A 23765-nucleotide genomic window follows, 5' to 3' on the forward strand; every position below is an offset into this window, starting at 1 on the left:
GGTCAGGTCTTGGTGGTGAACTTTCGGATGGCGATCGGCGCCATGACCGCCGTGATCACGGCCGACCAGATCAGCGTGATGAGCACGTCGTGGGCGACCGGCAGGCCCCCGTTCATCAGGCCGCGGGCGGCGTCCGCGAGCGTCGACAGCGGGTTGTAGTCGGTGAAGGCCTTGAGCCAACCCGGCATGGTGGACGGCGGAGAGAAGATCGACGACCCGAACTGCAGGGGCATCAGCACGAGGAACCCCATTCCCTGGATGGCCTGGGCGCTCTTCATCACCACGCCCATGGTCAGGAAGATCCACATGATGGAGGAGCCGAAGACCATCGCGAGCCCGATGGCCTCGAACAGCCCTGTCACATCGGCGACGGACAGACCCAGTGAGAAGCCGACCCCGAGCAGGATCGCGGTGGCGACCAGCATCCGGCCGATCTCGACCGTGATCTTGGCGATCAGGACCGAGGAACGGGCGATCGGCAGGGACCGGAAGCGGTCCATCACGCCCGTCTGGAAGTCCTGGTTGAAGCCGGTGCCGACGCCCATGGCGATGTTCATGCCCATCATGGCCATCAGCCCGGGGACCACGTAGTTGACGTACTGTTCCTGGTGGCCCTTGCCGGCGATCGCGCCGCCGAAGACGAAGACGAACAGCAGGCAGAAGACGATCGGGAACAGGATCGCGTCGAACATCGACTCCGGGTCCTGACGGATCCACAGCAGGTTGCGGCGGACCAGGGCGCCGATGTGGCGCAGATTGCCGCGCAGTCCGATCCGCCCTTCGGCGGCCGGCGCGGTGGGTGCGGTAAGGGTGGCGGCGGTCATGCGGCGACCTCCTCACGGGCGGGGGACGCGTCCTGCGGGGCACTGGCCTTGTGGCCGGTGAGGGACAGGAACACCTCGTCCAGGCTGGGCAGTTCGGTGGCGATGTCGGCGAGCGTGATGCCGCGCGCGGTCAGCGCGCCGACCACCGCGGTCAGCTGCTCGTCGCTGAGGATCGGCACCAGCACGGTGCCGGTCTCGGTGTCCACGGTCGCGTTGCCGGGACCGGTGAGGCCGAACTCGTCGAGCGCCGTGGCGGTCGGGCGCAGCTCCATCGGGTCCGCGGGGCGGATGCGGAGCGTACGGCCGCCGACCTTCGCCTTGAGTTCGTCGATGCGGCCGCCGGCGATGACCTTGCCGCGGTCGATGACGGTCAGTTCGGAGGCCAGCTGCTCGGCCTCCTCCATGTACTGGGTGGTGAGCAGCACCGTCGCGCCCTCGGCGACCATCCGCTTGACCTCGGTCCACACCTCGTTGCGGGTGCGCGGGTCCAGGCCGGTGGTCGGCTCGTCCAGGTACAGGACGGCCGGGTGCCCGATCATCGAGGCGGCGAGGTCGAGGCGCCGTCGCATACCGCCGGAGTACGTGGATGCCGGGCGCTTGGCGGCCTCCGTGAGCGAGAACCGCTCCAGGAGCCCGTCGGCCCGGGCCCGGGCCTCCTTGCGCGGCAGGTCGAGGAGCCGGCCGATCATGTAGAGGTTCTCGTACCCGGAGAGTTTCTCGTCGACCGACGCGTACTGGCCGGTGAGACCGATCACGCGCCGGGTCTGGCGCGGCTGCCGGACGACGTCGTAACCGGCGACCGTCGCCTGGCCGGCGTCCGGGGTGATGAGGGTGGACAGGCAGCGGACCAGGGTGGTCTTGCCGGCGCCGTTCGGCCCGAGCACGCCGAGGACCGTGCCCTCGCGGACATCCAGGTCGACGCCGTTCAGCGCCTTGGTCTCGCCGTAGTGCTTGACCAGCCCCCGTACGGTGACGGCCGCGTCCGGGGCGGCGTCGCTGGGGTTGTTGTCGATTCGCGTCATGCCGACCAAGGTGTCAGCCGCCACCGACAAACCACCGACAGACCGCCGACAGCCACCGATGAGCCGCCGACAGCGAGGAAGGAAAAAGGGGGCAAGCAGCCCGCCGACGGGGGAAGATCGGCGGGCTGCTGCGCGCCCCGTGGGCGGGGCGCCTCGTAAGGGGTGCGGGACGGACACGTCCTGCGGCTGCGTCGCGTGGACGCGACCGGCCACAGACGACGGCCCGCAGTCAGCCGACTGCCGCACCCCGCAGCAGGCTCAGTGGACGGAGTGCTCCTCGAGCGGGAACGTTCCGCCCACCACGTCCTCGGCAAACGCCTTCGCCGCGTCGCCCATGACCTGTCGCAGGTCCGCGTACTTCTTCACGAACTTCGGAACCCGGCCACCGGTCAGCCCCAGCATGTCGGTCCACACCAGGACCTGCGCGTCCGTCTCCGGTCCCGCGCCGATGCCGACGGTCGGGATGTGGAGCGTCCGCGTGACCTCGGCGGCCAGCTCCGCCGGGACCAGCTCCAGGACGACCGCGAACGCGCCCGCGTCCTGCACGGCCTTGGCGTCCCGCAGCAGCTTGTGCGCCGCCTCGTCGCCGCGGCCCTGTACGCGGTAGCCCATGGTGTTCACGGACTGCGGGGTCAGGCCGATGTGCGCCATGACCGGGATGCCGGACTCCACCAGCAGCTCGATCTGGTCGTGCGAGCGCTCGCCGCCCTCCAGCTTCACGGCGCCGACCCCGGCCTCCTTCACCAGGCGGGTGGCCGAGCGCAGCGCCTGCACCGGGCCCTCCTGGTACGAGCCGAAGGGCAGGTCGCCGACGATCAGGGCACGCTGGGTGCCCCGTACGACCGCGGCCGCGAGCATGGTCATCTCGTCGAGGGTGACGGGTACCGTCGTCTCGTACCCGAGGTGGCAGTTGCCCGCCGAGTCGCCGACGAGCATGACCGGGATGCCGGCCTCGTCGAACACGGACGCGGTCATCGCGTCGTAGGCGGTGAGCATGGGCCACTTCTCGCCGCGCTCCTTGGCGGCGGTGATGTCGCGCACGGTGATGCGGCGGGTGCTCTTGCCTCCGTACAGCGCCTTGCTGCTGTCGGAGGGCCTGAGCGCACCCTGAGCGGGCTGCCCCTGGGCAGCCGGAAGCTGCGTCATCGCAACGGCTCCTTCGGTCATCTCGAGGCGCCCTGACGGCGTCCCCGGATCACCCCCCATGGTGGCACTTCGTGCCACGCGCGGCTAGAGCAGGGCGCACCCGGCGCTTCCCTCCGGCCGGCGCCCCCCTCGCCCGGGACCGCCGCCCGTCCCGAGCGCGGCGGGTCCTGCATCTCCAGTCCTAGGCCCTTTCATACGTGACCTAGGTCTCTTCTTAAGGTCTCCGTAAAGGTTGAAGATACGAGACCGTTCCGTATCGGAATTCACCTACGCTCATAGCCATGACTACCCCTGCTGCCACCGTCGAACGGCGGGTGCCCGAGGCGGTGCACCGGCGTCGGTGGGCCATCCTCGGCGTGCTGATGCTCAGCCTGCTGATCGTGGTGCTCGACAACTCCATCCTGAACGTCGCGATCAAGACCATCTCCACCCCCGCGCCGACGGGCCTGGGCGCCACCCAGAGCGAGCTGGAGTGGGCCATCAACGCCTACACGCTCGTCTTCGCCGGGCTGCTGTTCACCGCGGGCCTCCTGGGCGACCGCCTGGGCCGCAAGAAGACGCTGCTGGCCGGCCTCGCGGTGTTCGGAGCGGGGTCGGCGCTCGCCGCCGAGTCGGGCTCGCCGACGCAGCTCATCGCGTTCCGTGCGGTCATGGGCCTCGGCGCCGCCTTCGTGATGCCCGCGACGCTCGCCGTCCTCATGAACGTCTTCGAGCGCGAGGAGCAGCCCAAGGCCATCGGCATCTGGGCGGGCGGCGTCGGTCTCGCCATCGCCATAGGGCCGATCACCGGTGGTGTGCTCCTCGACCACTTCTGGTGGGGCTCCGTCTTCCTGATCAACGTGCCGATCGTGGTCCTCGCGCTGGTCCTGATGGTCTGGCTGGTCCCCGACTCCCGTGACCCCCGCCCCGGCCGCGTCGACCCCGTCGGTGTCGTCCTGTCGGTGGTCGGCCTGGTGCTGCTCGTCTACGGCATCATCAAGGGCGGCCAGCTCGCCGACTTCACCGACACCAAGGTCCTCGCGACCATCGCCGCCGGTCTCGCCGTCCTCGCGTTCTTCGTCGTGTACGAGAAGCGCAGCGACCACCCGTCCATCGACGTCACGTACTTCAAGAACAAGGTCTTCTCCGCCGCCATCGCCGCGATCGCGCTGGTCTTCTTCGCGCTGATGGGCGTGACCTTCTTCTCCGTCTTCTACACCCAGAGCGTGCGGGGCTACACACCGCTGCAGACCGGTCTGCTGATGCTGCCGCTGGCGGCCGCGCAGATGATCTTCGCGCCGCGGGCCCGGCTGCTGGTCGACCGCTTCGGCAACAAGGCCACGACCACCGCCGGCATGGTCATCATCGCCGCGATGCTCGCCGCGTTCGCCGCCCTGCAGGCGGACACGCCGATCTGGGTCCTCGAGGTCGTCTTCTTCCTCATGGGTACCGGCATGGCGCACATCATGACGCCGACCAGCGTCGTCATCATGCAGGCGCTGCCCCGCGAGAAGGCGGGCTCCGCGTCCGCGCTCAGCAACACCTTCCGTCAGGTGGGCGGTGCGCTCGGCATCGCGGTCCTCGGCTCGGTCCTGTCGACGACGTACCGTGACGGCATCCAGGACAAGCTGTCCCTCCTCCCGGCGGGCATCCGCCACACCGCGGGCGAGTCGATCGAGGCGACGCTCGGCGTGGCCGCGAAGCTCGGCCCGAACGGCAAGGCCCTCGTCTCCCCGGCCAACGACGCGTTCCTGCACGCGATGCACGTCACCGCGCTGTGCGGTGCGGGCGTGGCGGTGCTCGGCGCGGTCGTCGTGGCGCTGTTCCTGCCCGGGAAGATCCCGGCGCCGGACAGTGGCCGGGAAGAGACGGAACTGGTCGGCGCGGAGCACTGACGGCAGGTCAGGACGGGCACTCGGGGGGCCGGGTGCCCGTTCAGGCGTTCACCGGGAGAATCATCGCAGCGCAGCAAGGACGGAGTCGAATGTGAGCCTCGCCGACAGCCGGCACCAGCAGGACTGCCCCGTACGCGGACGCCCCCGCAGCGAGGCCGTCGAACGGGCCATCATCGAAGGCGTGATGAGGCTGATCGAGGACGGCGTGCCCCTCGCCGACCTGTCCATAGAGCGCATCGCCCGCACCGCCGGCGTCGGCAAGGCCACCATCTACCGCCGGTGGAGCAACAAGGAGGACCTCTTCGTCGACGTCATGCGCGCCGCCGAGCCCGAGGACCCCGAACTGCCCGGCACCTCGATGCGCGAGGACCTCGTCCTGCTCCTGGAGTCGTTGCGGCAGCGCGGCCTGGCCAGCCGCTCCACGGCGATCCTGCACAACGTGTACGCCCAGATGAAGAGCAGCCCCAAGATCTGGGCCGCCTACCACGCGACTGTGGTCGCTCCCCGCCGCCGCCTCGGCATCGAAGTCCTGCGCCGGGGGCAGGAGAAGGGCGAGCTGCGGCAGGACGTCGACCTCGATCTGATGAACGACATCCTCGTCGGACCCATGCTCGTGCGTACCCTGCTGCGCCACGACGCCCGACTGGACGAGGGCCTCGCCGAGCAGATCGTCGACACGGTGCTGGAGGGACTACGGCCCGTCAGTTCGTAGCGGGTATGTACGGCTTTCGTCACAGAAGGCCTCTCCCGTACGCCCGTCCGGAACTCCGGACGCCGCCTCTTTCGTCCTCGTGGCCGTACGGCCGTCATGGGACGGCAGGAGCCACGCCGGTCATCCCCTAGGGTCGTAACCGTGGGGGGACGACGGTGTGCACGGCAAGTTGTGAGGCGACGGTATGGCGCAGGCGTACAAATCGGAGACGGGCGGCGGCGGCACGGGGCCGGTTCGTCGAGGATTCCGGTTCCGGCGCCTGTACGACGGCTTGCGCGGCGACCGCGGGATCTGGCGCCGCGGGATCGTGCTGGCCGCTCTCGCGGTCCTCCTCGCGCTGGTGATGCTGGTGCACGCGCAGATCCCCAACACCGTGGGCAATCTGGGCAGTCTCATCGAGACGTTCCTGCCCTGGCTCGGTGTCGTGTTCGTCCCGGTGCTGCTGATCCTCGCGCTGGTGAGGAAGTCGGCGACCGCGCTGATCGCGCTGCTCGTGCCCATGGCGGTCTGGCTGAACCTCTTCGGGGGGCTGCTCGGCGACAAGACCGGCAGCGGCGGCGACCTGACGGTCGCCACGCACAACGTCAACGCCGACAACCCCGACCCGGCAGGCACCGCCCGCGACGTGGCCGCGTCCGGCGCGGAGGTCCTGGCCCTGGAGGAGCTGAAGGCGTCCGCGGTTCCGGTCTACGAGCGGGCGCTGGCGTCGGCGTACCGGTACCACGCGGTCGAGGGCACGGTCGGTCTGTGGAGCAAGTATCCGCTGAGCGGGGTGCAGGCCGTGGACATCAAGCTGGGCTGGACGCGGGCGATGCGGGCGACCGTGACCACGCCGGAGGGGCGGGTCGCCGTCTACGTCGCCCATATGCCCTCGGTGCGGGTGAAACTGGCGGCCGGGTTCACCGCGCGGCAGCGGGACACCAGCGCGGACGCGCTCGGCGAGGCCATCGTCGGCGAGCAGTTGGGCAAGGTGGTCCTGCTCGGTGACCTCAACGGCACCATGAACGATCGCTCGCTCAACGAGGTCACCTCGCAGATGCGCTCCACACAGGGCGCGGCGGGCAGCGGCTTCGGGTTCAGCTGGCCTGCGTCGTTCCCGATGGCGCGGATCGACCAGATCATGGTCAAGGGTGTCGACCCGGTGAGCTCGTGGACCCTGCCGCGGACGGGCAGTGACCATCTGCCGGTGGCGGCGCGTGTGAAGGTGGCCACACCCGCGTCCTGAACGCCCAGCGCAGCGGCGTGTCGTAAGACAGCCGCAACCCCGGCTCTACCTTCGGGAATGCTGCGCCTGGCAGACTTTGTTCCGTACTTGAACATATGAGTGCAACGGAACTCCGCTCTGAAAGGCAACGCCCCATGCCCCTGGCCCTGCTCGCCCTTGCCGTGGGCGCCTTCGGCATCGGTACCACCGAGTTCGTGATGATGGGCCTGCTGCCCAACGTCGCGGACGACCTGCACATATCCATCCCCACCGCCGGGCACCTGGTCTCGGCGTACGCACTGGGCGTGGTGATCGGCGCGCCGCTGCTCGCCGCGGTCACCGCCCGGCTGACCCGCCGCAAGGTCCTCATCGGCCTGATGGCCCTGTTCGTGCTGGGCAACGCGCTGTCCGGCCTCGCCCCCGGCTACGGCTGGCTCCTCGCCGCGCGCTTTCTGAGCGGGCTGCCGCACGGGGCGTTCTTCGGCGTCGGCGCGGTCGTCGCCACCAGCCTCGTCGCCCCCGAGCGCAAGGCCCGGTCCGTCTCGCTGATGTTCCTGGGCCTGACGGTCGCGAACATCGCGGGTGTGCCGGTGGCCACGCTGATGGGCCAGCACCTGGGGTGGCGGGCGACGTTCTTCGGCGTCAGCGCGATCGGCGTCGCCGCGATCGTGTCCCTCTTCCTGCTGATCCCGCACGACCGCACCCACACCCCGGCCGACGGTCTGAAGGGCGAACTGGCGGCTCTGCGCTCCCTGCCGGTCTGGCTGGCGCTGGGCACCACGGTGGCGGGCTTCGGCGCGTTGTTCTCGGCGTACAGCTATGTGACGCCGATGCTGACGGACGCGGCGGGCTACGCCGACTCGAGCGTCACCCTCCTGCTGGCCCTGTTCGGAGTGGGCGCGACGATCGGCAACCTGGTGGGCGGCCGTCTGGCGGACCACTCCCTGCGGGGCACGCTGTTCGGCGGCCTGACCTCGCTGGTCGTCGTGCTCGGGCTGTTCCCGGCGCTCATGGGCGCCGAGTGGAGCGCGGCCCTGGAGGTGACGCTGCTGGGCACGGCGGCGTTCATCACCGGCTCGCCGCTGCAGCTGATGGTCATGGAGAAGGCGTCGGCGGCCCCCTCACTCGCGTCCTCGGCCAACCAGGCGGCCTTCAACCTGGCCAACGCGGGCGGAGCCTGGATCGGCGGCCTCGCGCTGGCCGCGGGCTTCGGCGTCACGTCCCCGGCACTCGCGGGCGCGGCCCTGGCGGTACTGGGACTGGGCGTGGCGACCGCGGCGTACGCGGTGGACCGCCACCGGGCCGCTCCGCCGGCCGGGCGGGAGCGGCTGGTGGCAACGCACGTCCCGGATCACACGGAGAGCGTGCACGGCTGAGTTCCGGGGCCCCTGGCCCCCCCACCGCCCCCGCCAGGGGCTCCGCCCTGCACCCCCTGCGCCGGGGCTCGGCTCCTGCACTACCTGCACCGGGGCTCTGCCCCTGCATCCGGGGGGCCGGGGCTCTGCCCCTGCATTCGGGGGGCAGCGGCCTCGTATCTGGCGGGGCTTTGTGCCCTGGGTTCCTGCGGGGGGCGGTGGCTCGTGGGCTCCTGCGGCGCCGTTGGGTCCGGGGCTCCTGCGGGGACGGCGGTTGCCGGGTTGCGGCGGGGCCGGCGGTTCCTGGGCTTCTGCGGGATCTGCGGCTCCTGGACCCCCACAGAGACCGCGGCCCATGGACCACGCTAGGACGGCGGCTCCTGGACCCCCTTGGAGACTGCGGCTCCTGGGCCCGGGCGTTGCCTATGGCGCCCGTACTCCTGGGCGGGGACGGCGGCCCGGGGCCAGGGGGAAACCGGACGCCGGAGGTATTGATTTCCGCGACCCCGGTCGGCCCGTTTTCAGCCGAGTTCAGGTACAGCCGGCCTGTCCGGCGTTTGAGGACGAGGCCGTTCAGGCCGACCGGGCCTCTGAGGGCGGAGCCCCCAGGGGCGCGGACCGGATCAGGGGGCGACCTTGGTACGAACGGCGCCCCCGCGGAGCGCTACCCGTGTTCGCGCCAGCGGTTGGTGATCGGCAGACGGCGGTCCTTGCCGAAGCCCTTCGCCGAGATCTTGGTGCCCGGCGGGTACTGGCGGCGCTTGTACTCCGCGGTGTCGACCATCCGCAGCGTCTTCACCACCAGGTCGCGGTCGAAACCCGCCGCCACGATCGCGTCCGCGCCCTTGTCCCGGTCCACGTACAGATCAAGGATCGCGTCCAGCACCGGGTAGTCGGGCAGCGAGTCCGTGTCGACCTGGCCCGGGCGCAGCTCCGCGCTCGGCGGCTTCGTGATCGAGCTCTCGGGGATCGGGGGCGTCCGGCCGCGCTCCTCGGCGGCACGATTGCGCCACCGCGCCAGCTGGAAGACCGACGTCTTGTACACGTCCTTGATCGGACCGTACGCGCCCACCGAGTCGCCGTACAGCGTCGAATAGCCCACCGCCAGCTCCGACTTGTTGCCGGGCGCCAGCACGATGTGCCCCTCCTGGTTGGAGATCGCCATCAGCAGTGTGCCGCGCAGCCGCGACTGGAGGTTCTCCTCCGCCAGGCCCGTCAGACCCAGGTCTTTCATGTACGCGTCGAACATCGGGGCGATCGAGACCGTACGGAAGTGCAGTCCCGTCCGCCGCGCCAGCTCCGCCGCGTCGCCCCTCGAGTGCTCGGAGGAGTACTTGGACGGCATCGAGACGCCGTACACGTTCTCCGCCCCCACCGCGTCGCACGCGATCGCCGCCACCAGCGCCGAGTCGATACCCCCGGACAGACCGATGAGCACCGACCTGAAGCCGTTCTTGGCCACGTACGCCCGCAGGCCCACGACCAGCGCCGAGTAGACCTCCTCGTCGTCCTCCAGGCGCTCCGCGTACCCGCCCGTCAGCTCGGGCTCGTACGCCGGCAGCGGCTCCCCGGACAGCACCAGCCGGTCGATCCGCAGCCCGTCGTCCACCACGCCGACCGGCGCGTCCGGCTCCGCCGCCGGGAGATCGAGGTCCAGGACCACGCACCCCTCGGCGAACTGCGGCGCCCGCGCGACGACCTCGCCGTCCGGCGCGACGACGATCGAGTCCCCGTCGAAGACCAGCTCGTCCTGCCCGCCGATCATGGCGAGGTAGGCGGTGGTGCAGCCGGCCTCCTGTGCCCGCTTGCGCACCAGCTCCAGGCGCGTGTCGTCCTTGTCGCGCTCGTAGGGCGAGGCGTTGACGGAGATCAGCAGACCGGCCTTCGCCGACCGCGCGGCCGGCACACGACCGCCGTCCTGCCACAGGTCCTCGCAGATGGCGAGCGCGATGTCGACCCCGTGCAGCCGTACGACGGGCATCGTGTCGCCGGGCACGAAGTAGCGGAACTCATCGAAGACGCCGTAGTTGGGCAGATGGTGCTTGGCGAAGGTGAGCGCCACCTCGCCGCGGTGCAGGACCGCCGCCGCGTTCTGCGGGGCGCCGGCCGGCTGGCCGTACTTCGGCTGGGCGGTCCCGGAGCGGTCGAGGTAGCCGACGATCACCGGCAGCTCCCCGAGGCCTTCGTCGGCGAGGCGCGCGGCGAGGTCCCGCAGGGCAGCGCGCGAGGCCTCGACGAAGGACGAGCGCAGGGCCAGGTCCTCGACGGGATACCCGGTCAGCACCATCTCCGGGAACACTGCCAGATGCGCTCCCTGCTCGGCGGAGTGCCGGGTCCAACGGACGATCGCCTCGGCGTTTCCGGCGAGATCACCGACGGTCGAGTCGATCTGATTCAGGGCGAGGCGTAGTTGAGGCACGCGCCCCAGTTTAGACGCCAGTAATCGTCAGAGCGACACAATGTGGGTGTGGGGCACCCCACGTGGGACGGAACCGCGGGCGCGTACGCTCTCCCTCACCTTGGGACGGGGAATGACTGACCGGCGCACGCCAACTTCGGACGGCGAACGACATACGTCTTCGTACGGCGAACGGCGTCTTCGTACGGCGAACGGCGTCTTCGCACGGCGAACGGCGTCTTCGCACGGCGAACGGCGTCTTGCACGGCGAACGCGGTCGGCACCAGGCAGGGCGGGAGAGCGGACCATGATCCTGGACGGCGTCGACGGAGCTCCCCGGCCGGCGCGCGGCACCGGCCGGCTTCGGAACGTGCGTGGCGAGCCCCGGTACGTGCGTGTCGACGGCGTCCCGCACCACGTCCGCGTCGACGGCGCCGGACCGCTGTGCGTACTGAGCCCCGGCCTGGGGATGTCCTGGTTCGACTGGGACCGGGTCGTGCCGCTGCTCGCGCCGCGGCGCACCGTGGTGCGGTTCGACCGGCCCGGGCTCGGGCTCAGCGGACCCGCGCCCACCTGGCCCACGCTCCGCGCCGAGGCCCGGCGGATCGGACAGATCCTGGACGCGCTCGGACTCCAGGGTCCCGCGACCGTGGTCGGGCACTCGCTCGCCGGGTTCCATGCGGAGGCGTTCGCCCGGCTCTTTCCCGAGCGGACGGCCGGGGTCGTGCTCGTCGACTCCAGCGTCGAGGAGGATCCCCGTCTGCGCGGGTCGCGCCCGGCCCGGCACGGAGCGACCCGCGCGGTCGCCACGCTGCTCGGCGCCGTCGGCGTGCCGAGCGCCCTGCTTCCGCGTCTGCGCCGAGCCGTCGTCCGCGCCTCCCGGACCGGGGGCGGCGACCCGGCTCCGTACACCCTCGTCCGCGGCGTCTACTCCACCCGCCGCGCGCTCCACGCCATCCTCGCCGAGAACGCCACCTATCTCGACGAGGCCCTAGAACTCGCCGCCCTGCGCCGCGAGGTGCCGCTGCCGGGCGTCCCGGTCATCGTTCTCGCCGCAGGCGTCCCGGCCTGGCTCGACCGCCAGCGGGCCCTCGCCGCCCTCCTCGGCGGCACCTTCCGGGTCGCGGAACCCTCCGGCCATCTGGTCATGCTGGACCGGCCGAAGGACATCGCCGACGCCGTACTGGAACTGCGGACGGCCTGAAACACACGCGCGCCCGCCCCCCGAGGACGGGGAACGGGCGCGACGCGGTCAACCGCGGTGAGCAGCCGTGCTCAGTGGCGGCGGTAGGACTCGACGTAGCCGTTCGCGGGCGTGCCCACGCCGGTGACGTCGTCGTAGCCCTTGACGGCCTTCAGCGAGCTGTCCTTGCCGAGGCTGCGGACCGAGGTGGCCAGACCACCCGAGGCGTCAAGGCCGTTGACGAAGTCGACCCGTGCCACGGCGAGTTCGGAGCCCGTGGGGGTGTCCGTGACGTCGTGGTACAGCTTCGAGCCGTACTTGGCGTAGATCGCCGGGTTGGCGAAGCCGAGCGCCTGGCCGCCGGCCGCCTCCTGGGCCAGGGCCTGGACGGCCGCGATCACCGGCGCGGCGAGCGAGGTGCCGCCGATCCGGTACTCGGAGTACTGCTGCGACCCGTCCGGGAAGGTCTGCGTCTGGCCGACCTTGAAACCGGTGTTGGGGTCGGCGATCGCCGCGATGTCCGGCACGACACGGTTGCCCGTGGCGCTGTTGGCCTTGGCGAGCGAGTCCGGGACGACACCCTTCTGGTAGAAGGGCTGCGCCACGGTCTTGCTGGTGCCGCCGCCCGCACCCGAGGTGAACGCGCCGGGGAAGTTGACCCAGCTCTTGCCGTCGGACGACAGCAGAGCCTTGTCGGTGCCCCAGCCGGTCTCCCACTGGTACTGGTCGCCCTTGCCGACCGCCAGCGAGGTGCCGCCGACCGCGGTCACCCACGCCGAGTTGGCCGGGGTGTCGACCTGCTTCGTCTTCGTGTTGGCGACCTCGTCCCCGTTGTCGCCGGAGGAGAAGTAGAAGCCGATGCCCTCGACCGCGCCGAACTGGAAGACCTGGTCGTAGGCGGCCGCGAGGTCCGGCGTCTGGTTGGCCTCGATGTCGCCCCACGAGTTGGAGACGATGTCGGCCAGGTGGTTGTCGACGACCTTGCTGAGCGAGTCGAGCAGGTCGTTGTCGTAGCAGGAGGCGGCGCCCACGTACGTGACCTGCGCGTCGGGCGCGACCGCGTGCACGGCCTCGACGTCGAGCGTCTCCTCGCCGTACCAGCCGTCCGCCTTGCACTCGGTGGTCTTGGTGTAGGCGTCGGGCAGCACCTGGCGCAGCTGGCTGGTCTTCCAGGCGCCGTCGCCGTGCTTCTTCGCGTAGGTGGCCGCGTCGAAGGCGATGGTCGGCGAGGCGTACGCGTCGGTGATGGCGACCCGGACGCCCTTGCCGGTGTACTTGCCCGCGCCGTAGGCCGCGCGCAGCTGCTTGCCGGTGTAGCCCTCGACGGCGTAGGGGATCTTCTGGCCGTACGCGTTCGGCAGCGTGGTCGCGATGTTCGAGCCGTAGTACGACGAGAACGGCCCGGAGTTGCGGAACACGGCCGACGGCGGCGGCAGCGCATCGTCGTGGTTCGCCTTGTGCGGCGCGTTGTCCAGGCCGGTGACGGTCAGGACGGCAGCCTTCAGGCTGTCCGGCACCGAGGCGGCCTGCTGCGGCGCACGGTACGTCCCGGCGCCCTTGGCGTAGTCGTGCAGCTTCGTGCCGAACGCCTTCTCGGCGGCGGCCACGTCACCGGTGACGGAGACGTAGTGCTGCGTGACACCGGTGACCTTCAGTCCCGCCGACTTCAGCCAGGACGTGACGGCGGTCACCTGCGCCTTGGTTGCGCCGAAACGTGTCTGCGCCTGCTGGGCGCTCAGGTACTTGCCGTACGAGGCCGAGGCCGGGTCGGAGACCGACTTGGCGTACGCGGCGAGGCCGGCGGCGTCACGGCCGGCGAGGTACACCCGGGCGGAGAGCTGGGAGCTGTTGGAGGTCGCTCCCTTGTCCGCCGTGGCCGTGGCCCACGCGGGTTTGGTGCCCGCGATGCTGTGCCGGCCGGGGTTGTCCGCGGCGTGCGCCGCGGGAATGCCGAGCGCCAGAGCACCGGTGAGCATGGGCAGTGTCGCTGCCAAGCTCACTCCGGCGCGCGCCTTGGCGCGGTTGGATCTCATAGAACCCCCTGCTATGCGGTTCGACGCATGGAGTGGTCGGTTGTCGGTGATCCGCGACAATCCCGCGCGGGTGAAGGCGCGGTGAATGGATCACACGATCGGGGCCACTCTTTCGATGAACTGTTCATGCCAGGGGAATGAAAGAGTCAAGAAGAGCCCAAGTGGGCGCGGAGAAGCGGCATTTGGGCCGGTTTCGGTAGGCCTCAAGTGTTGCGGCAAGATTGCGATTGTCGCGGTGTCCTTGCGCGGCCCGCGCGATCAGTCGCGCGGCTTCGCGCCCCGCTCCTCGAGCATCGTCGCCATCAGCTCGATCTCCGACTGCTGTGCGTCGACCATGCCCTGCGCCAGCTTCTTCTCCACGGGCACCGTGCACTTGGCGACACAGCCCTCGGCCATGTGGATGCCGCCCTTGTGATGGTCCGTCATCAGTTGCAGGTAGAGGATCTCGGCCTGTTTGCCGCTCAGCGTGTTCAGATTCTTCAACTCGGTGTTGGTCGCCATGCCCGGCATCAGGGCTCCGTCCTTGCCGGAGGCCATGTCGCCCATGCCCATCCAGGTCATCGGCGGATCGGCGGACACCTTGGGCAGCCCCCACAGATCGAGCCAGCCCAGCAGCATGCCGCGCTGGTTGGCCTGCGTCTGCGCGATGTCGTACGCGAGCCGGCGCACCTCCACGTCCGTCGTGCGGTCGCGCACGATGTACGACATCTCGACGGCCTGCTGGTGGTGCACCGCCATGTCCCGGGCGAACCCCGCGTCCGCGGAATCGGCGGCGGGCGTCTCGACCGCGGACCCGCCGTCCTCCGCGACCGCATAGGTGATCGCCCCGGCCGCGACGAGCAGCGACGCCGAGGCCCCCGCGAGCCAGCCGACATGCCTCACTGGCCCAGTCCGCCGGTGCAGGCGGCGCCCGGCTCGGGCGTCTGGGAACCCTGGACGAACCGGGCGAAGAACTTGTCGACGTTCGGGTCGTTCGCGCTCGTCACCGTGCGCTGGTGGGCCCAGGCGCTGAGCATGATCGGGTCCTTCTGGTCCGCGACCGGGCTCATCAGCGTGTACGGGGTCTTCCTCACCTTGGCCGCGAGCCCTTCGATGTCCGCCTTGGACGCCTTGCTGTTGTACGTCACCCAGACCGCGCCGTGCTCCAGGGAGTGCACGGCGTTCATGTTGTTGACCGGCTTGGTGTAGACGTCGCCGTTGCAGTTCTGCCACACCGGGTTGTGGTCACCGCCGACCGGCGGCTCCATGGGGTAGGCCACGGCCTTCGTGGTGTGGGTGCGGCCCAGCGTGCCCTGCCACGTCCGTACGCCGTCCGCGCCCGTGACGAAGTGGCCCGAACCCTTCGAGTCGCTCGCCACGGTGGCCTTGTCGCCCGACTGCGAGTGGACGAGGACCACCCCGCCGACGACCAGACCGGCGACGACGACCACGCTGCCCGCGATCGAGAGGACCCGGTTGCGGCGCTCCCGGGCGCGCTCGGCACGGCGCATCTCCTCTATACGGGCCTTGCGCTCGGTGGAGCCGGTCTGCTTGGCGGAACCCATGGCGACTCCTGTGGAGGAAGGGGCAGTCGGAACCGCTGATCGTAATGGGGCGGCTGGGCCCGTACGCACGGAGCACGGGTAACGATCGAACAAGGGACTTTCGCGACGATAATTTGAAGCCGGGATGCACATTATTTACGCTGGCGGCATGCGGCTGTTGCGCTCCACCGACCTGGCGTTGCGCGTCCTGATGCGGCTCGCCGTCGTCGGCGGGTCCAACCCCACGACCCGTGAGGTCGCGGCGGTCATGGACGTGCCGTACACCCATGCCGCGAAGGTCGTCGCCGAGCTCCAGCACATGGGGCTGCTCGAGACCCGCCGCGGCCGGGGCGGCGGGCTCGCGCTCACCGAGGCCGGGCGTACCGCGTCGGTCGGCGCGGTGGTGCGGGCCTTCGAGGGTGAGGGCGATGTCGTCGACTGCGAGGGCGCCACGCCCTGCCCCCTGCACACCGGGTGCCGGCTGCGGGGCGCGCTGCGGCGGGCCCAGGAGGCTTTCTTCGCCTCACTGGACCCGGTGACGGTCGAGGACGTGATCGCGGCACCGACCGGGCCGCTGCTGCTCGGGATCTCCCGAACGCCCTAGGGCAGGCGGTCCGTCAGCCCTGGGCGAGCCAGAGGTCCGGTCCGAACACCTCGTAGTGGATGTCGGCGGGAGCCACGCCGAGCTCGATGAGCTGGGTGCGCACCGTCCGCATGAAGGGCAGCGGGCCGCACAGATACGCGTGTGTGCCCGGCGCGACCGTCACCGAGGACAGGTCGACGAGACCGGTGTGCGCGGAGTCGGGGGCGTCCTGCTCGTACCAGAAGTGCACGGAGGCGTCCGGCAGCTTGGCCGCGAAGCCCTCGTGGTCGGCGCGCAGGGCGTGCGCGACGGGGGAGCGGTCCGCGTGCACGACCGTGACCGGAGCGCGGTGCCCGGTGCGGGCGAGCTGTTCCAGCATGGCGATCATCGGAGTCACGCCGATGCCGGCGGAGGCGAGCAGCAGGGGCGCGTCGGCGGCGTCCAGGACGAGGTCGCCGTATGGGGCGGACAGCTCCAGGGTGCCTCCCTCGCGCATCTGCGCGTGAAGATGGCCGGAGACCTCTCCGTCGGGGGCGCCGTCGCCGTGCACCCGCTTGACGCTGATCTGTCGCAGCGGCGAGCCGGGCGCGGCGGAGAGGCTGTACTGGCGTATCTGGCGGGCACCGTCGGGGAGTTGGGCGCGGACCGAGACGTACTGGCCCGGGCGATGGTCCGGGACGGGCCCGTCGTCGGCCGGGCGGAGCTGGAAGGTGACGACGTCCGCGGTCTCCTCGATGCGCCCGACGACCCGCCATGTCCGCCAGCCGGTCTGTCCGGCCGACACGTACAGCCGCTTCTCGATGGCGATCAGCGCGTTCGCCATGAGCCAGTAGACCTCGTCCCATGCCGCCGCGACCTCGGGGGTGACCGCGTCGCCGAGGACCGCCGCGATGGCCGAGAAGAGGTGCTCGTGGACGACCGCGTATTGCTCGGGCGCCACCCCCAGGGAGGCGTGCTTGTGGGCGATGCGGCCCAGCATCACGTCGGGCCGTTCGTCAGGGTGCGCCACCAGGTGCGCGGCGAAGGCGGCGATCGAGCCCGCCAGGGCCTGCCGCTGGGTGCCGGCCGCCTGGTTGCCCCGGTTGAACAGGTCGCGCAGCAGTTCGGGGTGGGCGGTGAACAGCCCGTCGTAGAAGCGCTCGGTGATGTCGCCGAGGCGGGCGCCGACGGCGGGAAGGGTGGCGCGCACGGTGGCGACGGACTGCTCGGACAGCATCGGGACTCCTTTGCGAAGGACTGGTGCGAAGGACGGGTGACGGGGACGGGCTCCGCCCTCTGCGGTCGTAGGCACGCTATTAAAACTTGCATCTGAGATGCAAATTAAAGACGTGGTGGGAGTGGGGAGGGGTCGGCCATTACACATGGGCCGACGAACAGGCAAGATGGGCGGCAGAGCAGGACACCTGTCGTACGCGGGGCGTTCAGTCCACGGTCGGCCGGCCGATCAAGGTCTGCAACGCGCATGAAATGGTGTTGTGGTGTGATGCTCAGGTGCCCGACCGCCTCCTGCGGTACCGGAGACAGGCGGCCTGACCAGCAAGGATGGGGAAGCGGAAGATGGACAAGCAGCAGGAGTTCGTGCTCCGTACGTTGGAGGAGCGCGACATCCGGTTCGTACGCCTGTGGTTCACCGACGTGCTGGGCTTCCTCAAGTCCGTGGCCGTGGCACCCGCCGAACTCGAGCAGGCGTTCGATGAAGGTATCGGCTTCGACGGCTCCGCCATCGAGGGCTTCGCCCGGGTCTACGAGTCCGACATGATCGCCAAGCCGGACCCCTCGACCTTCCAGGTCCTGCCGTGGCGCGCCGAGGCCCCGGGCACGGCCCGAATGTTCTGCGACATCCTCATGCCCGACGGCTCCCCGTCCTTCGCCGACCCCCGGTATGTGCTCAAGCGGGCCCTCGCCCGCGCCTCCGATCTGGGGTTCACCTTCTACACTCACCCGGAGATCGAGTTCTTCCTGCTGAAGGACCGGCCCCTCGACGGCACCCGCCCGACCCCGGCCGACAACTCCGGCTACTTCGACCACACCCCGCAGAACGTCGGCATGGACTTCCGCCGCCAGGCGATCACGATGCTGGAGTCGATGGGCATCTCGGTCGAGTTCTCCCACCACGAGGGCGCGCCGGGCCAGCAGGAGATCGACCTGCGCTATGCGGACGCGCTGTCCACGGCCGACAACGTCATGACGTTCCGCCTGGTCATGAAGCAGGTGGCGCTGGAACAGGGTGTGCAGGCGACTTTCATGCCCAAGCCGTTCTCGGAGCACCCGGGCAGCGGTATGCACACGCACCTGTCCCTCTTCGAGGGCGACCGCAACGCGTTCTACGAGTCCGGCGCGGAGTACCAGCTCTCGAAGGTCGGCCGCTCCTTCATCGCGGGTCTGCTGCGGCACGCGGCGGAGACCTCGGCGGTCACCAACCAGTGGGTGAACTCCTACAAGCGCATCTGGGGCGGCTCCGAGCGCACCGCGGGCGCGGGCGGCGAGGCGCCGTCCTACATCTGCTGGGGCCACAACAACCGCTCCGCCCTGGTCCGCGTCCCGATGTACAAGCCGGGCAAGACGGGCTCGGCACGCGTCGAGGTCCGCTCACTCGACGCGGGCGCGAACCCGTACCTGGCCTACGCGGTCCTGCTGGCCGCCGGCCTCAAGGGCATCGAGGAGGGGTACGAGCTCCCGCCGGGCGCCGAGGACGACGTGTGGGCTCTCACCGACGCCGAGCGCCGGGCGATGGGCATCGAGCCCCTCCCGCAGAACCTGGGCGAGGCCCTCACGCTGATGGAGCGCAGCGATCTGATCGCCGAGACCCTGGGCGAACACGTCTTCGACTTCTTCCTGCGCAACAAGCGGCAGGAGTGGGAGGAGTACCGCTCCGAGGTCACCGCGTTCGAGCTGCGCAAGAACCTGCCGGTGCTGTAGGCGCAGGTCGGGGCGGGTTTCCGCCGAAACGATCCCTTGGGGCCGACGGTTGCGGACCGCCGGCCCCACGGTGTCTCGTCCCTCCCGCGTGTGCCGCCAGTGCTCCGAATCTGCTTCATGTCCCGCCGGCCGGGAAATCATTAAGAACGACACTTCGCTGCCCGTTCGGCTTCGTCGGCCAGGTAAGTGCAGAAAAGATCAAGGATTGGCATTCCGGCTAACGGTTCGAGGAATAAGAACTGCCCTTGAGGATTTACCTCGAGCCAAACTGCGGTGCCATGCACTGTCACGACTTCTGTAGCCAGGCGAAGTGCTGCGGAACTCGGCTGCGTCACTTGGGCTCAGACGGGCGCAGACCGGAGGCCTGTAAGAGCTGCGCGTGAACACCGGACCGTTGTGTCCGAGGTAGTTGCTCAACGCCCTGGTATTCCCGCGGGACGTCGGCGTCCGGCAGCACCGAGGTGTAATGGGGGCCCGTCCGGGGCCAGCCGTACCGCAGCCACCTCATGGACGGCGGCCTGGCAGAGACCGGGCTGACCGTCGGAGCAGCCTGAGCAGCGAGACGGCATCACGAGTCCAAGCTCAGTAGCCGGGGCCGGGCTTCGGCAGCTGAGCCCCTGTACGCAGGCCCGTGCCTGTGACCTGGGCCTTCGTGGTGCCGCCGGGCGGTCTCCCGAACGGGCGCGGGGCTCGTATAGGGAGGAGAATGGGTGGGAGGGAGCTGAGGCATCATGACCATCCCTGATGCGCCGGATTACGAACCATATCTCCGGTCTTCAGCTGTGAGACACCCGTATGAACACTCAAGGCTGATATTCGCCGTGGGCTGCCTGGCGGTTTTCTTCATCGTTTTTCTGGTGATCATCTTCGTCGCGGCGAGCTCGACGGGTATTCTTCTGTTTCTCCTCGCGATTCTCTGCGTGGTCGGTTCCGCATGGCTCCTCATACGGACGCGGAACGCACTTCTCCTCGGGCGTGCGATCAAGGTGACACCGGAGAGCTTTCCGGAGCTGCATGCGGAGATAGTCGCACTCCAGCTGAAAGTCGACTATCGTCGACGCCTCGACGTCTACGTCATCGACGACGTCGAGGGAAAAATGACCGTGACCAATCTGCTCGGCACGCGTGTGCTCCTCATCGAGGGAGGATTCGCAGCCGACCTTCAGGCAGAGGGGCCCGCGCCCCTGCGCTTCGTCCTGGGGCGCTTCATCGGCTGGCTCAAAGCCCGGCACGGACGGCTGGCTCTGTTCGTGATCATCGTGGACCACCTGAAATGGCTGGCGGTCATCGACCCCTGGATTCTTCCGTACTACCGCGCCGCCGAATACACCTGCGACCAGTTCGGTTATCTGTGTGCCGAACACCTGGACGCGTCACTCGGCGTGATAGCCCGACTCGCCGTGGGCAAGGAACTGGGTCCCGGAATTGCACCCACGGGCGTTCTCGAACAGGCCCAGCAGGTGAGCTGGCGTCCCCTTTCGCGCTACGCGGAGCTGTCCCAGGCGAGTCCGCACCTCGTGAAGCGCTATGTCAATCTCGTCGCCTTCGCCGCGTCGCTGAAGCCGGCCGATTACGAAGGATTCCGGGCCGGGTTGAACGAAAAGGGTCGCCGCCTCCTCGGGGACCTGCTGATTCAGTCACCGCACCGGCGCCCGTCCGGAGCGGTTCCCTGGCCGGCCGGGAGAAGGTGACCGGCGCGGTCAGGTTGGCCTGGACCGTCCCTCCGGCCACGGGTCGATGAGTTCACGCTGCTCGTCAGCGGAGGTACGCCGGAGACACGGCCGCCGTGCTGATGCGCCGTGGTTCTCCCCTGCCGTCTGCCGGGACCGTGTACAGGTCCGCCCCGTAGTCGCCCGGCAGGGCGTAGACCAGGGTGTGGTCGTCCCGCCACACCGCCTGGTCGTCGACGCTGCGGTACTCCGCCAGCGGTGTCTCGCGCAGGGTGCGCAGGTCCATGACGTACAGACGCCAGGGGGCGTCCTTCGGAAGGCCGGGCGCGCGCTTCTTGAAGGCGATACGGGTGCCGTCCGGGGACAGGGACGGGCACTCCACGTTCGTGTGGAGCGTCGTGACCGTGCGGGCGCGCAGGTCGCCGCGGATCAGGTACGTCGTCCCACGGGTGCCGAGCGTCGCGTAGAACGTGCGGTCGTCCGGTGCGAAGGTCACGCCCCAGAAGTTCACGTCCGCCGCGTGGTACGTCCTGCCGTCCTTGACGATGCGGTACGCCTCCAGGGACGGGGTGAGCTCTCCCGTACGGGTGTCCACGATCGCCGTGCGGGTCGAGAAGTTCGTACCGGCGTACGAGTCACCGCCCACGAAGGCCGTCCACGCGGCGTAGCGGCCGCCGGGGGAGATCCGGGCGCGGGACGGGATGCCCGGGACGTCGTAGTGCGCCCTCTCGTGCAGCGACGCGTCGAGGATCACCGCGCGGTAGGTGTCCGAGACCGGCCCGTGAACGGCTCGGAGGCAGACTCCGGTGCCCGAAGCGGCGTAGAAGCGCAGGCACTTGACGCCCGAGGCGGTGCGGGGGCCCGACGGGTCCTTGGCCGGGACCGACGTCAGTTCGTCGCGGTGCGGGCCCCAGGCCATGTTGCGGAACACCATCCGGCCGGACCCCGTCAGCGTCACGCGGCCGGGCGTGACCCGTGGGCCGCCCGTCTGCGTCTGGTTCCTGCGGTCCGCCCGCGCCGACGCGTGCAGCACCGAGGCCACTGCCACGGCCGCCAGTACGACGAGGGCCGCGAGCAGGACCAGGGTGCGGTTGCGAGCCGTCATGTCGTTCCCTCCGGGCGGAGCGTGTCCGTGCCGTTCGGCCGGAGCGTCGAGGAGAAAGCCGCGCAGACCGCCAGTGCCACCGTCGACACCGTCAGCGCCGTACGGTCGCCCCATACCGTCCAGGCCGCCCCGAACCCGAGCGAGCAGGCGAAGCGGGCCAGCGCCTGGGCCGTCTGCACCAGGGCGAGACCCGAGGAGCGCAGCTCCCGGGGGACGCCGTCCGACGCCGCCGCCATCAGCACGCCGTCCGTCGCCGCGTAGAAGCCGCCGTGCAGCGCGAGCACCGCGTACGGCAGGGCCGCCGAGTGCCCGGCGGTCAGCAGGAGGGCGTACGCCAGCAGCAGTGCGCCGTGGCCCGCCAGGAAGGTCCGCCAGCGGCCCACCCGGTCGGCGAGCCGGCCCAGCGGCACCGCCAGCAGCAGGAACGCCGCCGCCGTGCCCAGCGGCAGCAGCGCGAACCAGCGGTCCGGGACGCCCAGCCGCCGTTGCAGCAGCAGGTAGACGAACGAGTCGCCGACCGTCGCGAGGCCCAGCAGCAGCGCGCAGACCGTGATGCGGCGCAGGTCGCGGCGGCGCAGCAGGGCGAGGGCGGCGCGCAGGGTCGGCCGGGTGCCGTCGCCGGCTTCGTGTGCCTGTCCGCCGCCCGGCACGAACAGCACCAGGACGAGCACGCCCGCGACGGCCACGCAGAAGCTCACCGTGAACACCGCGTCGTACCCGTCGACCGTCGCGCGCAGTATCAGAAAGGCCACGAGCGGCCCGAGCAGCGCGCCCGCCGTGTCCATCGCGCGGTGCACCCCGAAGGCGCGGCCGCGGTTCTCGGCAGTGCTGGACAGCGAGATCAACGCGTCCCGGGGAGCCGTACGCAGGCCCTTGCCGGTACGGTCGGCGGCCAGGATCAGGCCGATGGGGGTGAGCGTGTGCGCGACGAGCAGAAGCGGTTTGCACAGCGCCGACACGCCGTACCCGATCCCCGCCACCCACTTGTGGCGTCCCCCGCCCCGGTCGGCCAGATGGCCGCCGGCCAGCCGTACGAGCGCGGAGAATCCGTTGTAGATCCCGTCCAGGAGCCCGAAGCCCAGCGGGGAGAGGCCGAGGCCCGCCACCAGGTACAGCGGGAGCACCGCCGTGACCATCTCCGAGGAGACGTCGGTGACCAGGCTGACCGCGCCGAGCGCGAGGACCGTCGGTGCGACCGCGGAAAGGCGCCGCCCGGTACGGGGCCGGGCGGCGCCGTCCGCGGACACCGGCGCCGATGGGTGTCCCCCCTGCTCGAGCGAGGCCGAGAGCCTGGGGGAGCCGGCGCGGCTGTCCGCTACGTACATCTCAGGACGCCCAGATGCCGGTGATGTCCTGGGCGGAGGCGGCGTTGCCCGCGTGTGTGGTCAGGCCCTGGGTGTCCTCCAATGTGCGCAGCAGGTCGTAGTGGTTGCAGGTGGTGGAGCTGCTCGACCCGGCCGTCACCGGCTGGCCGTACAGGACGGTCGGGATGCGGTTGCCGCTGAGCCGGTTGTCCTCGTCGAAGGTGACGACGAGCAGGCTGTTGTGGGTCTTGGCCCAGGTGGCGTAGGCGCCCAGGTTGTTCTTCAGCCAGGTGTCACCGGTCGACACCGAGCAGTCGTGCATGTCGCTGCACAGGTTGGGGACCACGAAGGACAGCTGCGGCAGTGTCGAGTAGTCGGTCGGGAACTGCGCGAACGTCTTCGCGGACGACGTCGGTACGTTGCTGAAGCCGAACCAAGGGTTGTGCTTGCGGGCGTAGTCGCCGCTGCTGCAGGTGGTCGAGCCCTCGCTCGGCAGCGACTCGTTGTAGCTCGCCCAGCTCCGGCCCGCCGCGATCAGCTCGGAGGCCAGGTTCGGGTCCGAGGAGAAGCCGGGCGTGTAGCAGCTGTCGTCGGTGATGCCCTGGGTGGAACCGGAGAATATCGCGAAGTAGTTGGGCTGGCTGGGGTGGGTCTCGGCGTACGACTGGGTCAGGCCGGCGCCGCCGGACTTCAGCGAGTTGATGTACGGGGCGCCGGAGGAGCCGATCACCTGGTTGTACGCGTGGTTCTCGAAGACCACGACGACCACGTGGTCCGGGGACGGGACGCTGCCCGCGGCGTGGGCGGACTCGCTGCCGAGCCCGGTCCACAGCCCGATCGCAGCGGCGGCGAGCGCCGCTGCGGATGCCACTGCGGCTCGGGTACGGCGGTACATGGAACTGCCGGACAC

Annotated in this window: 19 protein-coding genes; 8 read left to right on the forward strand and 11 right to left on the reverse strand. The window is 70.1% G+C overall.

Annotated elements, in window-relative coordinates; genetic code table 11:
* Positions 1 to 2 precede the first annotated feature (2 nt).
* From AAW14_RS17665 to panB, 3 genes are all read right to left on the reverse strand, one after another.
* The gene (locus tag AAW14_RS17665; RefSeq protein WP_265564810.1) at positions 3 to 824 is read right to left on the reverse strand and encodes an ABC transporter permease; all 822 of its coding nucleotides are present in this window, start codon (positions 822 to 824) and stop codon (positions 3 to 5) included.
* Positions 821 to 1846 (reverse strand): ATP-binding cassette domain-containing protein, encoded by a 1026-nt coding sequence (locus AAW14_RS17670; RefSeq protein WP_265564811.1) that lies wholly within the window; start codon positions 1844 to 1846, stop codon positions 821 to 823. The genes AAW14_RS17665 and AAW14_RS17670 overlap by 4 nt, the downstream gene beginning before the upstream one ends.
* A gap of 258 nt (positions 1847 to 2104) precedes the next feature.
* Complete coding sequence (panB, locus tag AAW14_RS17675) at positions 2105 to 2992, reverse strand: 3-methyl-2-oxobutanoate hydroxymethyltransferase (protein ID WP_265564812.1); 888 nt, start codon at positions 2990 to 2992, stop codon at positions 2105 to 2107.
* Positions 2993 to 3273: 281 nt separating this feature from the next.
* Here panB and AAW14_RS17680 point away from each other — a divergent pair, with 281 nt between their 5' ends.
* The 4 genes from AAW14_RS17680 to AAW14_RS17695 all read left to right on the forward strand — a co-directional run bounded on the left by AAW14_RS17680 (position 3274) and on the right by AAW14_RS17695 (position 8158).
* Positions 3274 to 4866 carry an MFS transporter gene (locus tag AAW14_RS17680; protein WP_265564813.1) on the forward strand — a complete coding sequence of 531 codons (1593 nt, stop codon included), beginning with the start codon at positions 3274 to 3276 and terminating at the stop codon, positions 4864 to 4866.
* Positions 4867 to 4957: 91 nt separating this feature from the next.
* The gene (locus tag AAW14_RS17685; RefSeq protein ID WP_265564814.1) at positions 4958 to 5578 is read left to right on the forward strand and encodes a TetR/AcrR family transcriptional regulator; all 621 of its coding nucleotides are present in this window, start codon (positions 4958 to 4960) and stop codon (positions 5576 to 5578) included.
* Between the two features lie 184 nt (positions 5579 to 5762).
* Entirely contained in the window at positions 5763 to 6803 is a 1041-nt protein-coding gene (locus tag AAW14_RS17690; protein ID WP_265564815.1) for an endonuclease/exonuclease/phosphatase family protein, read from the forward strand.
* A gap of 134 nt (positions 6804 to 6937) precedes the next feature.
* Positions 6938 to 8158, forward strand: a complete 1221-nt coding sequence (locus tag AAW14_RS17695; RefSeq protein ID WP_265564816.1) for an MFS transporter — start codon at positions 6938 to 6940, stop codon at positions 8156 to 8158.
* Between the two features lie 643 nt (positions 8159 to 8801).
* On the opposite strand, the gene AAW14_RS17700 is transcribed toward AAW14_RS17695, so the two are convergent.
* Positions 8802 to 10556, reverse strand: coding sequence for an NAD+ synthase (locus tag AAW14_RS17700; RefSeq protein ID WP_265564817.1), 1755 nt, complete (start codon positions 10554 to 10556; stop codon positions 8802 to 8804).
* A gap of 286 nt (positions 10557 to 10842) precedes the next feature.
* Between AAW14_RS17700 and AAW14_RS17705 the strand changes: the two genes are divergently transcribed.
* Complete coding sequence (locus AAW14_RS17705) at positions 10843 to 11739, forward strand: alpha/beta fold hydrolase (protein ID WP_265564818.1); 897 nt, start codon at positions 10843 to 10845, stop codon at positions 11737 to 11739.
* A 71-nt stretch (positions 11740 to 11810) separates the two neighbouring features.
* On the opposite strand, the gene AAW14_RS17710 is transcribed toward AAW14_RS17705, so the two are convergent.
* The 3 genes from AAW14_RS17710 to AAW14_RS17720 all read right to left on the reverse strand — a co-directional run bounded on the left by AAW14_RS17710 (position 11811) and on the right by AAW14_RS17720 (position 15295).
* Positions 11811 to 13751 carry a S53 family peptidase gene (locus AAW14_RS17710; protein WP_265564819.1) on the reverse strand — a complete coding sequence of 647 codons (1941 nt, stop codon included), beginning with the start codon at positions 13749 to 13751 and terminating at the stop codon, positions 11811 to 11813.
* Positions 13752 to 14009: 258 nt separating this feature from the next.
* On the reverse strand, positions 14010 to 14633 hold the full coding sequence (locus tag AAW14_RS17715) for a DUF305 domain-containing protein (RefSeq protein ID WP_265564820.1): 624 nt from the start codon (positions 14631 to 14633) through the stop codon (positions 14010 to 14012).
* Entirely contained in the window at positions 14630 to 15295 is a 666-nt protein-coding gene (locus AAW14_RS17720) for a DUF3105 domain-containing protein (RefSeq protein WP_265564821.1), read from the reverse strand. Before AAW14_RS17720 ends, AAW14_RS17715 begins: the two co-directional genes overlap by 4 nt.
* Positions 15296 to 15443: 148 nt before the next feature.
* On the opposite strand from AAW14_RS17720, the gene AAW14_RS17725 reads away from it, so the two are divergent.
* Entirely contained in the window at positions 15444 to 15878 is a 435-nt protein-coding gene (locus tag AAW14_RS17725; RefSeq protein WP_265564822.1) for an RrF2 family transcriptional regulator, read from the forward strand.
* A gap of 13 nt (positions 15879 to 15891) precedes the next feature.
* Here the strand turns inward: AAW14_RS17725 and AAW14_RS17730 are convergent, their stop codons facing one another.
* Positions 15892 to 17073 (reverse strand): globin domain-containing protein, encoded by a 1182-nt coding sequence (locus tag AAW14_RS17730; RefSeq protein ID WP_265564823.1) that lies wholly within the window; start codon positions 17071 to 17073, stop codon positions 15892 to 15894.
* 341 nt (positions 17074 to 17414) lie between these two features.
* Here AAW14_RS17730 and AAW14_RS17735 point away from each other — a divergent pair, with 341 nt between their 5' ends.
* Positions 17415 to 18776 (forward strand): glutamine synthetase family protein, encoded by a 1362-nt coding sequence (locus tag AAW14_RS17735; protein WP_265564824.1) that lies wholly within the window; start codon positions 17415 to 17417, stop codon positions 18774 to 18776.
* Positions 18777 to 19507: 731 nt separating this feature from the next.
* Entirely contained in the window at positions 19508 to 20467 is a 960-nt protein-coding gene (locus AAW14_RS17740; protein ID WP_265564825.1) for a hypothetical protein, read from the forward strand.
* Between the two features lie 64 nt (positions 20468 to 20531).
* On the opposite strand, the gene AAW14_RS17745 is transcribed toward AAW14_RS17740, so the two are convergent.
* From AAW14_RS17745 to AAW14_RS17755, 3 genes are read right to left on the reverse strand one after another with little or no spacing between them, the layout of a single operon-like run.
* Entirely contained in the window at positions 20532 to 21551 is a 1020-nt protein-coding gene (locus AAW14_RS17745) for a TolB family protein (RefSeq protein ID WP_265564826.1), read from the reverse strand.
* The gene (locus tag AAW14_RS17750) at positions 21548 to 22876 is read right to left on the reverse strand and encodes an MFS transporter (protein WP_265564827.1); all 1329 of its coding nucleotides are present in this window, start codon (positions 22874 to 22876) and stop codon (positions 21548 to 21550) included. The genes AAW14_RS17745 and AAW14_RS17750 overlap by 4 nt, the downstream gene beginning before the upstream one ends.
* Before the next feature lies 1 nt (position 22877).
* Positions 22878 to 23750, reverse strand: coding sequence for an alkaline phosphatase family protein (locus AAW14_RS17755; protein WP_265564853.1), 873 nt, complete (start codon positions 23748 to 23750; stop codon positions 22878 to 22880).
* Positions 23751 to 23765 lie beyond the last annotated feature (15 nt).

The organism is Streptomyces hygroscopicus (assembly GCF_026168105.1).
Lineage (GTDB): Bacteria > Actinomycetota > Actinomycetes > Streptomycetales > Streptomycetaceae > Streptomyces > Streptomyces hygroscopicus_D.

Bases quoted from the DNA above. Each gene is read 5' to 3' on its own strand.
- panB (WP_265564812.1), bottom strand. From the start codon at position 2,992: ATGACGCAGCTTCCGGCTGCCCAGGGGCAGCCCGCTCAGGGTGCGCTC.
- AAW14_RS17695 (WP_265564816.1), top strand. From the start codon at position 6,938: ATGCCCCTGGCCCTGCTCGCCCTTGCCGTGGGCGCCTTCGGCATCGGT.
- AAW14_RS17720 (WP_265564821.1), bottom strand. From the start codon at position 15,295: ATGGGTTCCGCCAAGCAGACCGGCTCCACCGAGCGCAAGGCCCGTATA.
- AAW14_RS17665 (WP_265564810.1), bottom strand. From the start codon at position 824: ATGACCGCCGCCACCCTTACCGCACCCACCGCGCCGGCCGCCGAAGGG.
- AAW14_RS17670 (WP_265564811.1), bottom strand. From the start codon at position 1,846: ATGACGCGAATCGACAACAACCCCAGCGACGCCGCCCCGGACGCGGCC.
- AAW14_RS17690 (WP_265564815.1), top strand. From the start codon at position 5,763: ATGGCGCAGGCGTACAAATCGGAGACGGGCGGCGGCGGCACGGGGCCG.
- AAW14_RS17680 (WP_265564813.1), top strand. From the start codon at position 3,274: ATGACTACCCCTGCTGCCACCGTCGAACGGCGGGTGCCCGAGGCGGTG.
- AAW14_RS17735 (WP_265564824.1), top strand. From the start codon at position 17,415: ATGGACAAGCAGCAGGAGTTCGTGCTCCGTACGTTGGAGGAGCGCGAC.
- AAW14_RS17745 (WP_265564826.1), bottom strand. From the start codon at position 21,551: ATGACGGCTCGCAACCGCACCCTGGTCCTGCTCGCGGCCCTCGTCGTA.
- AAW14_RS17710 (WP_265564819.1), bottom strand. From the start codon at position 13,751: ATGAGATCCAACCGCGCCAAGGCGCGCGCCGGAGTGAGCTTGGCAGCG.
- AAW14_RS17740 (WP_265564825.1), top strand. From the start codon at position 19,508: ATGACCATCCCTGATGCGCCGGATTACGAACCATATCTCCGGTCTTCA.
- AAW14_RS17750 (WP_265564827.1), bottom strand. From the start codon at position 22,876: ATGTACGTAGCGGACAGCCGCGCCGGCTCCCCCAGGCTCTCGGCCTCG.
- AAW14_RS17705 (WP_265564818.1), top strand. From the start codon at position 10,843: ATGATCCTGGACGGCGTCGACGGAGCTCCCCGGCCGGCGCGCGGCACC.
- AAW14_RS17730 (WP_265564823.1), bottom strand. From the start codon at position 17,073: ATGCTGTCCGAGCAGTCCGTCGCCACCGTGCGCGCCACCCTTCCCGCC.
- AAW14_RS17755 (WP_265564853.1), bottom strand. From the start codon at position 23,750: ATGTACCGCCGTACCCGAGCCGCAGTGGCATCCGCAGCGGCGCTCGCC.
- AAW14_RS17725 (WP_265564822.1), top strand. From the start codon at position 15,444: ATGCGGCTGTTGCGCTCCACCGACCTGGCGTTGCGCGTCCTGATGCGG.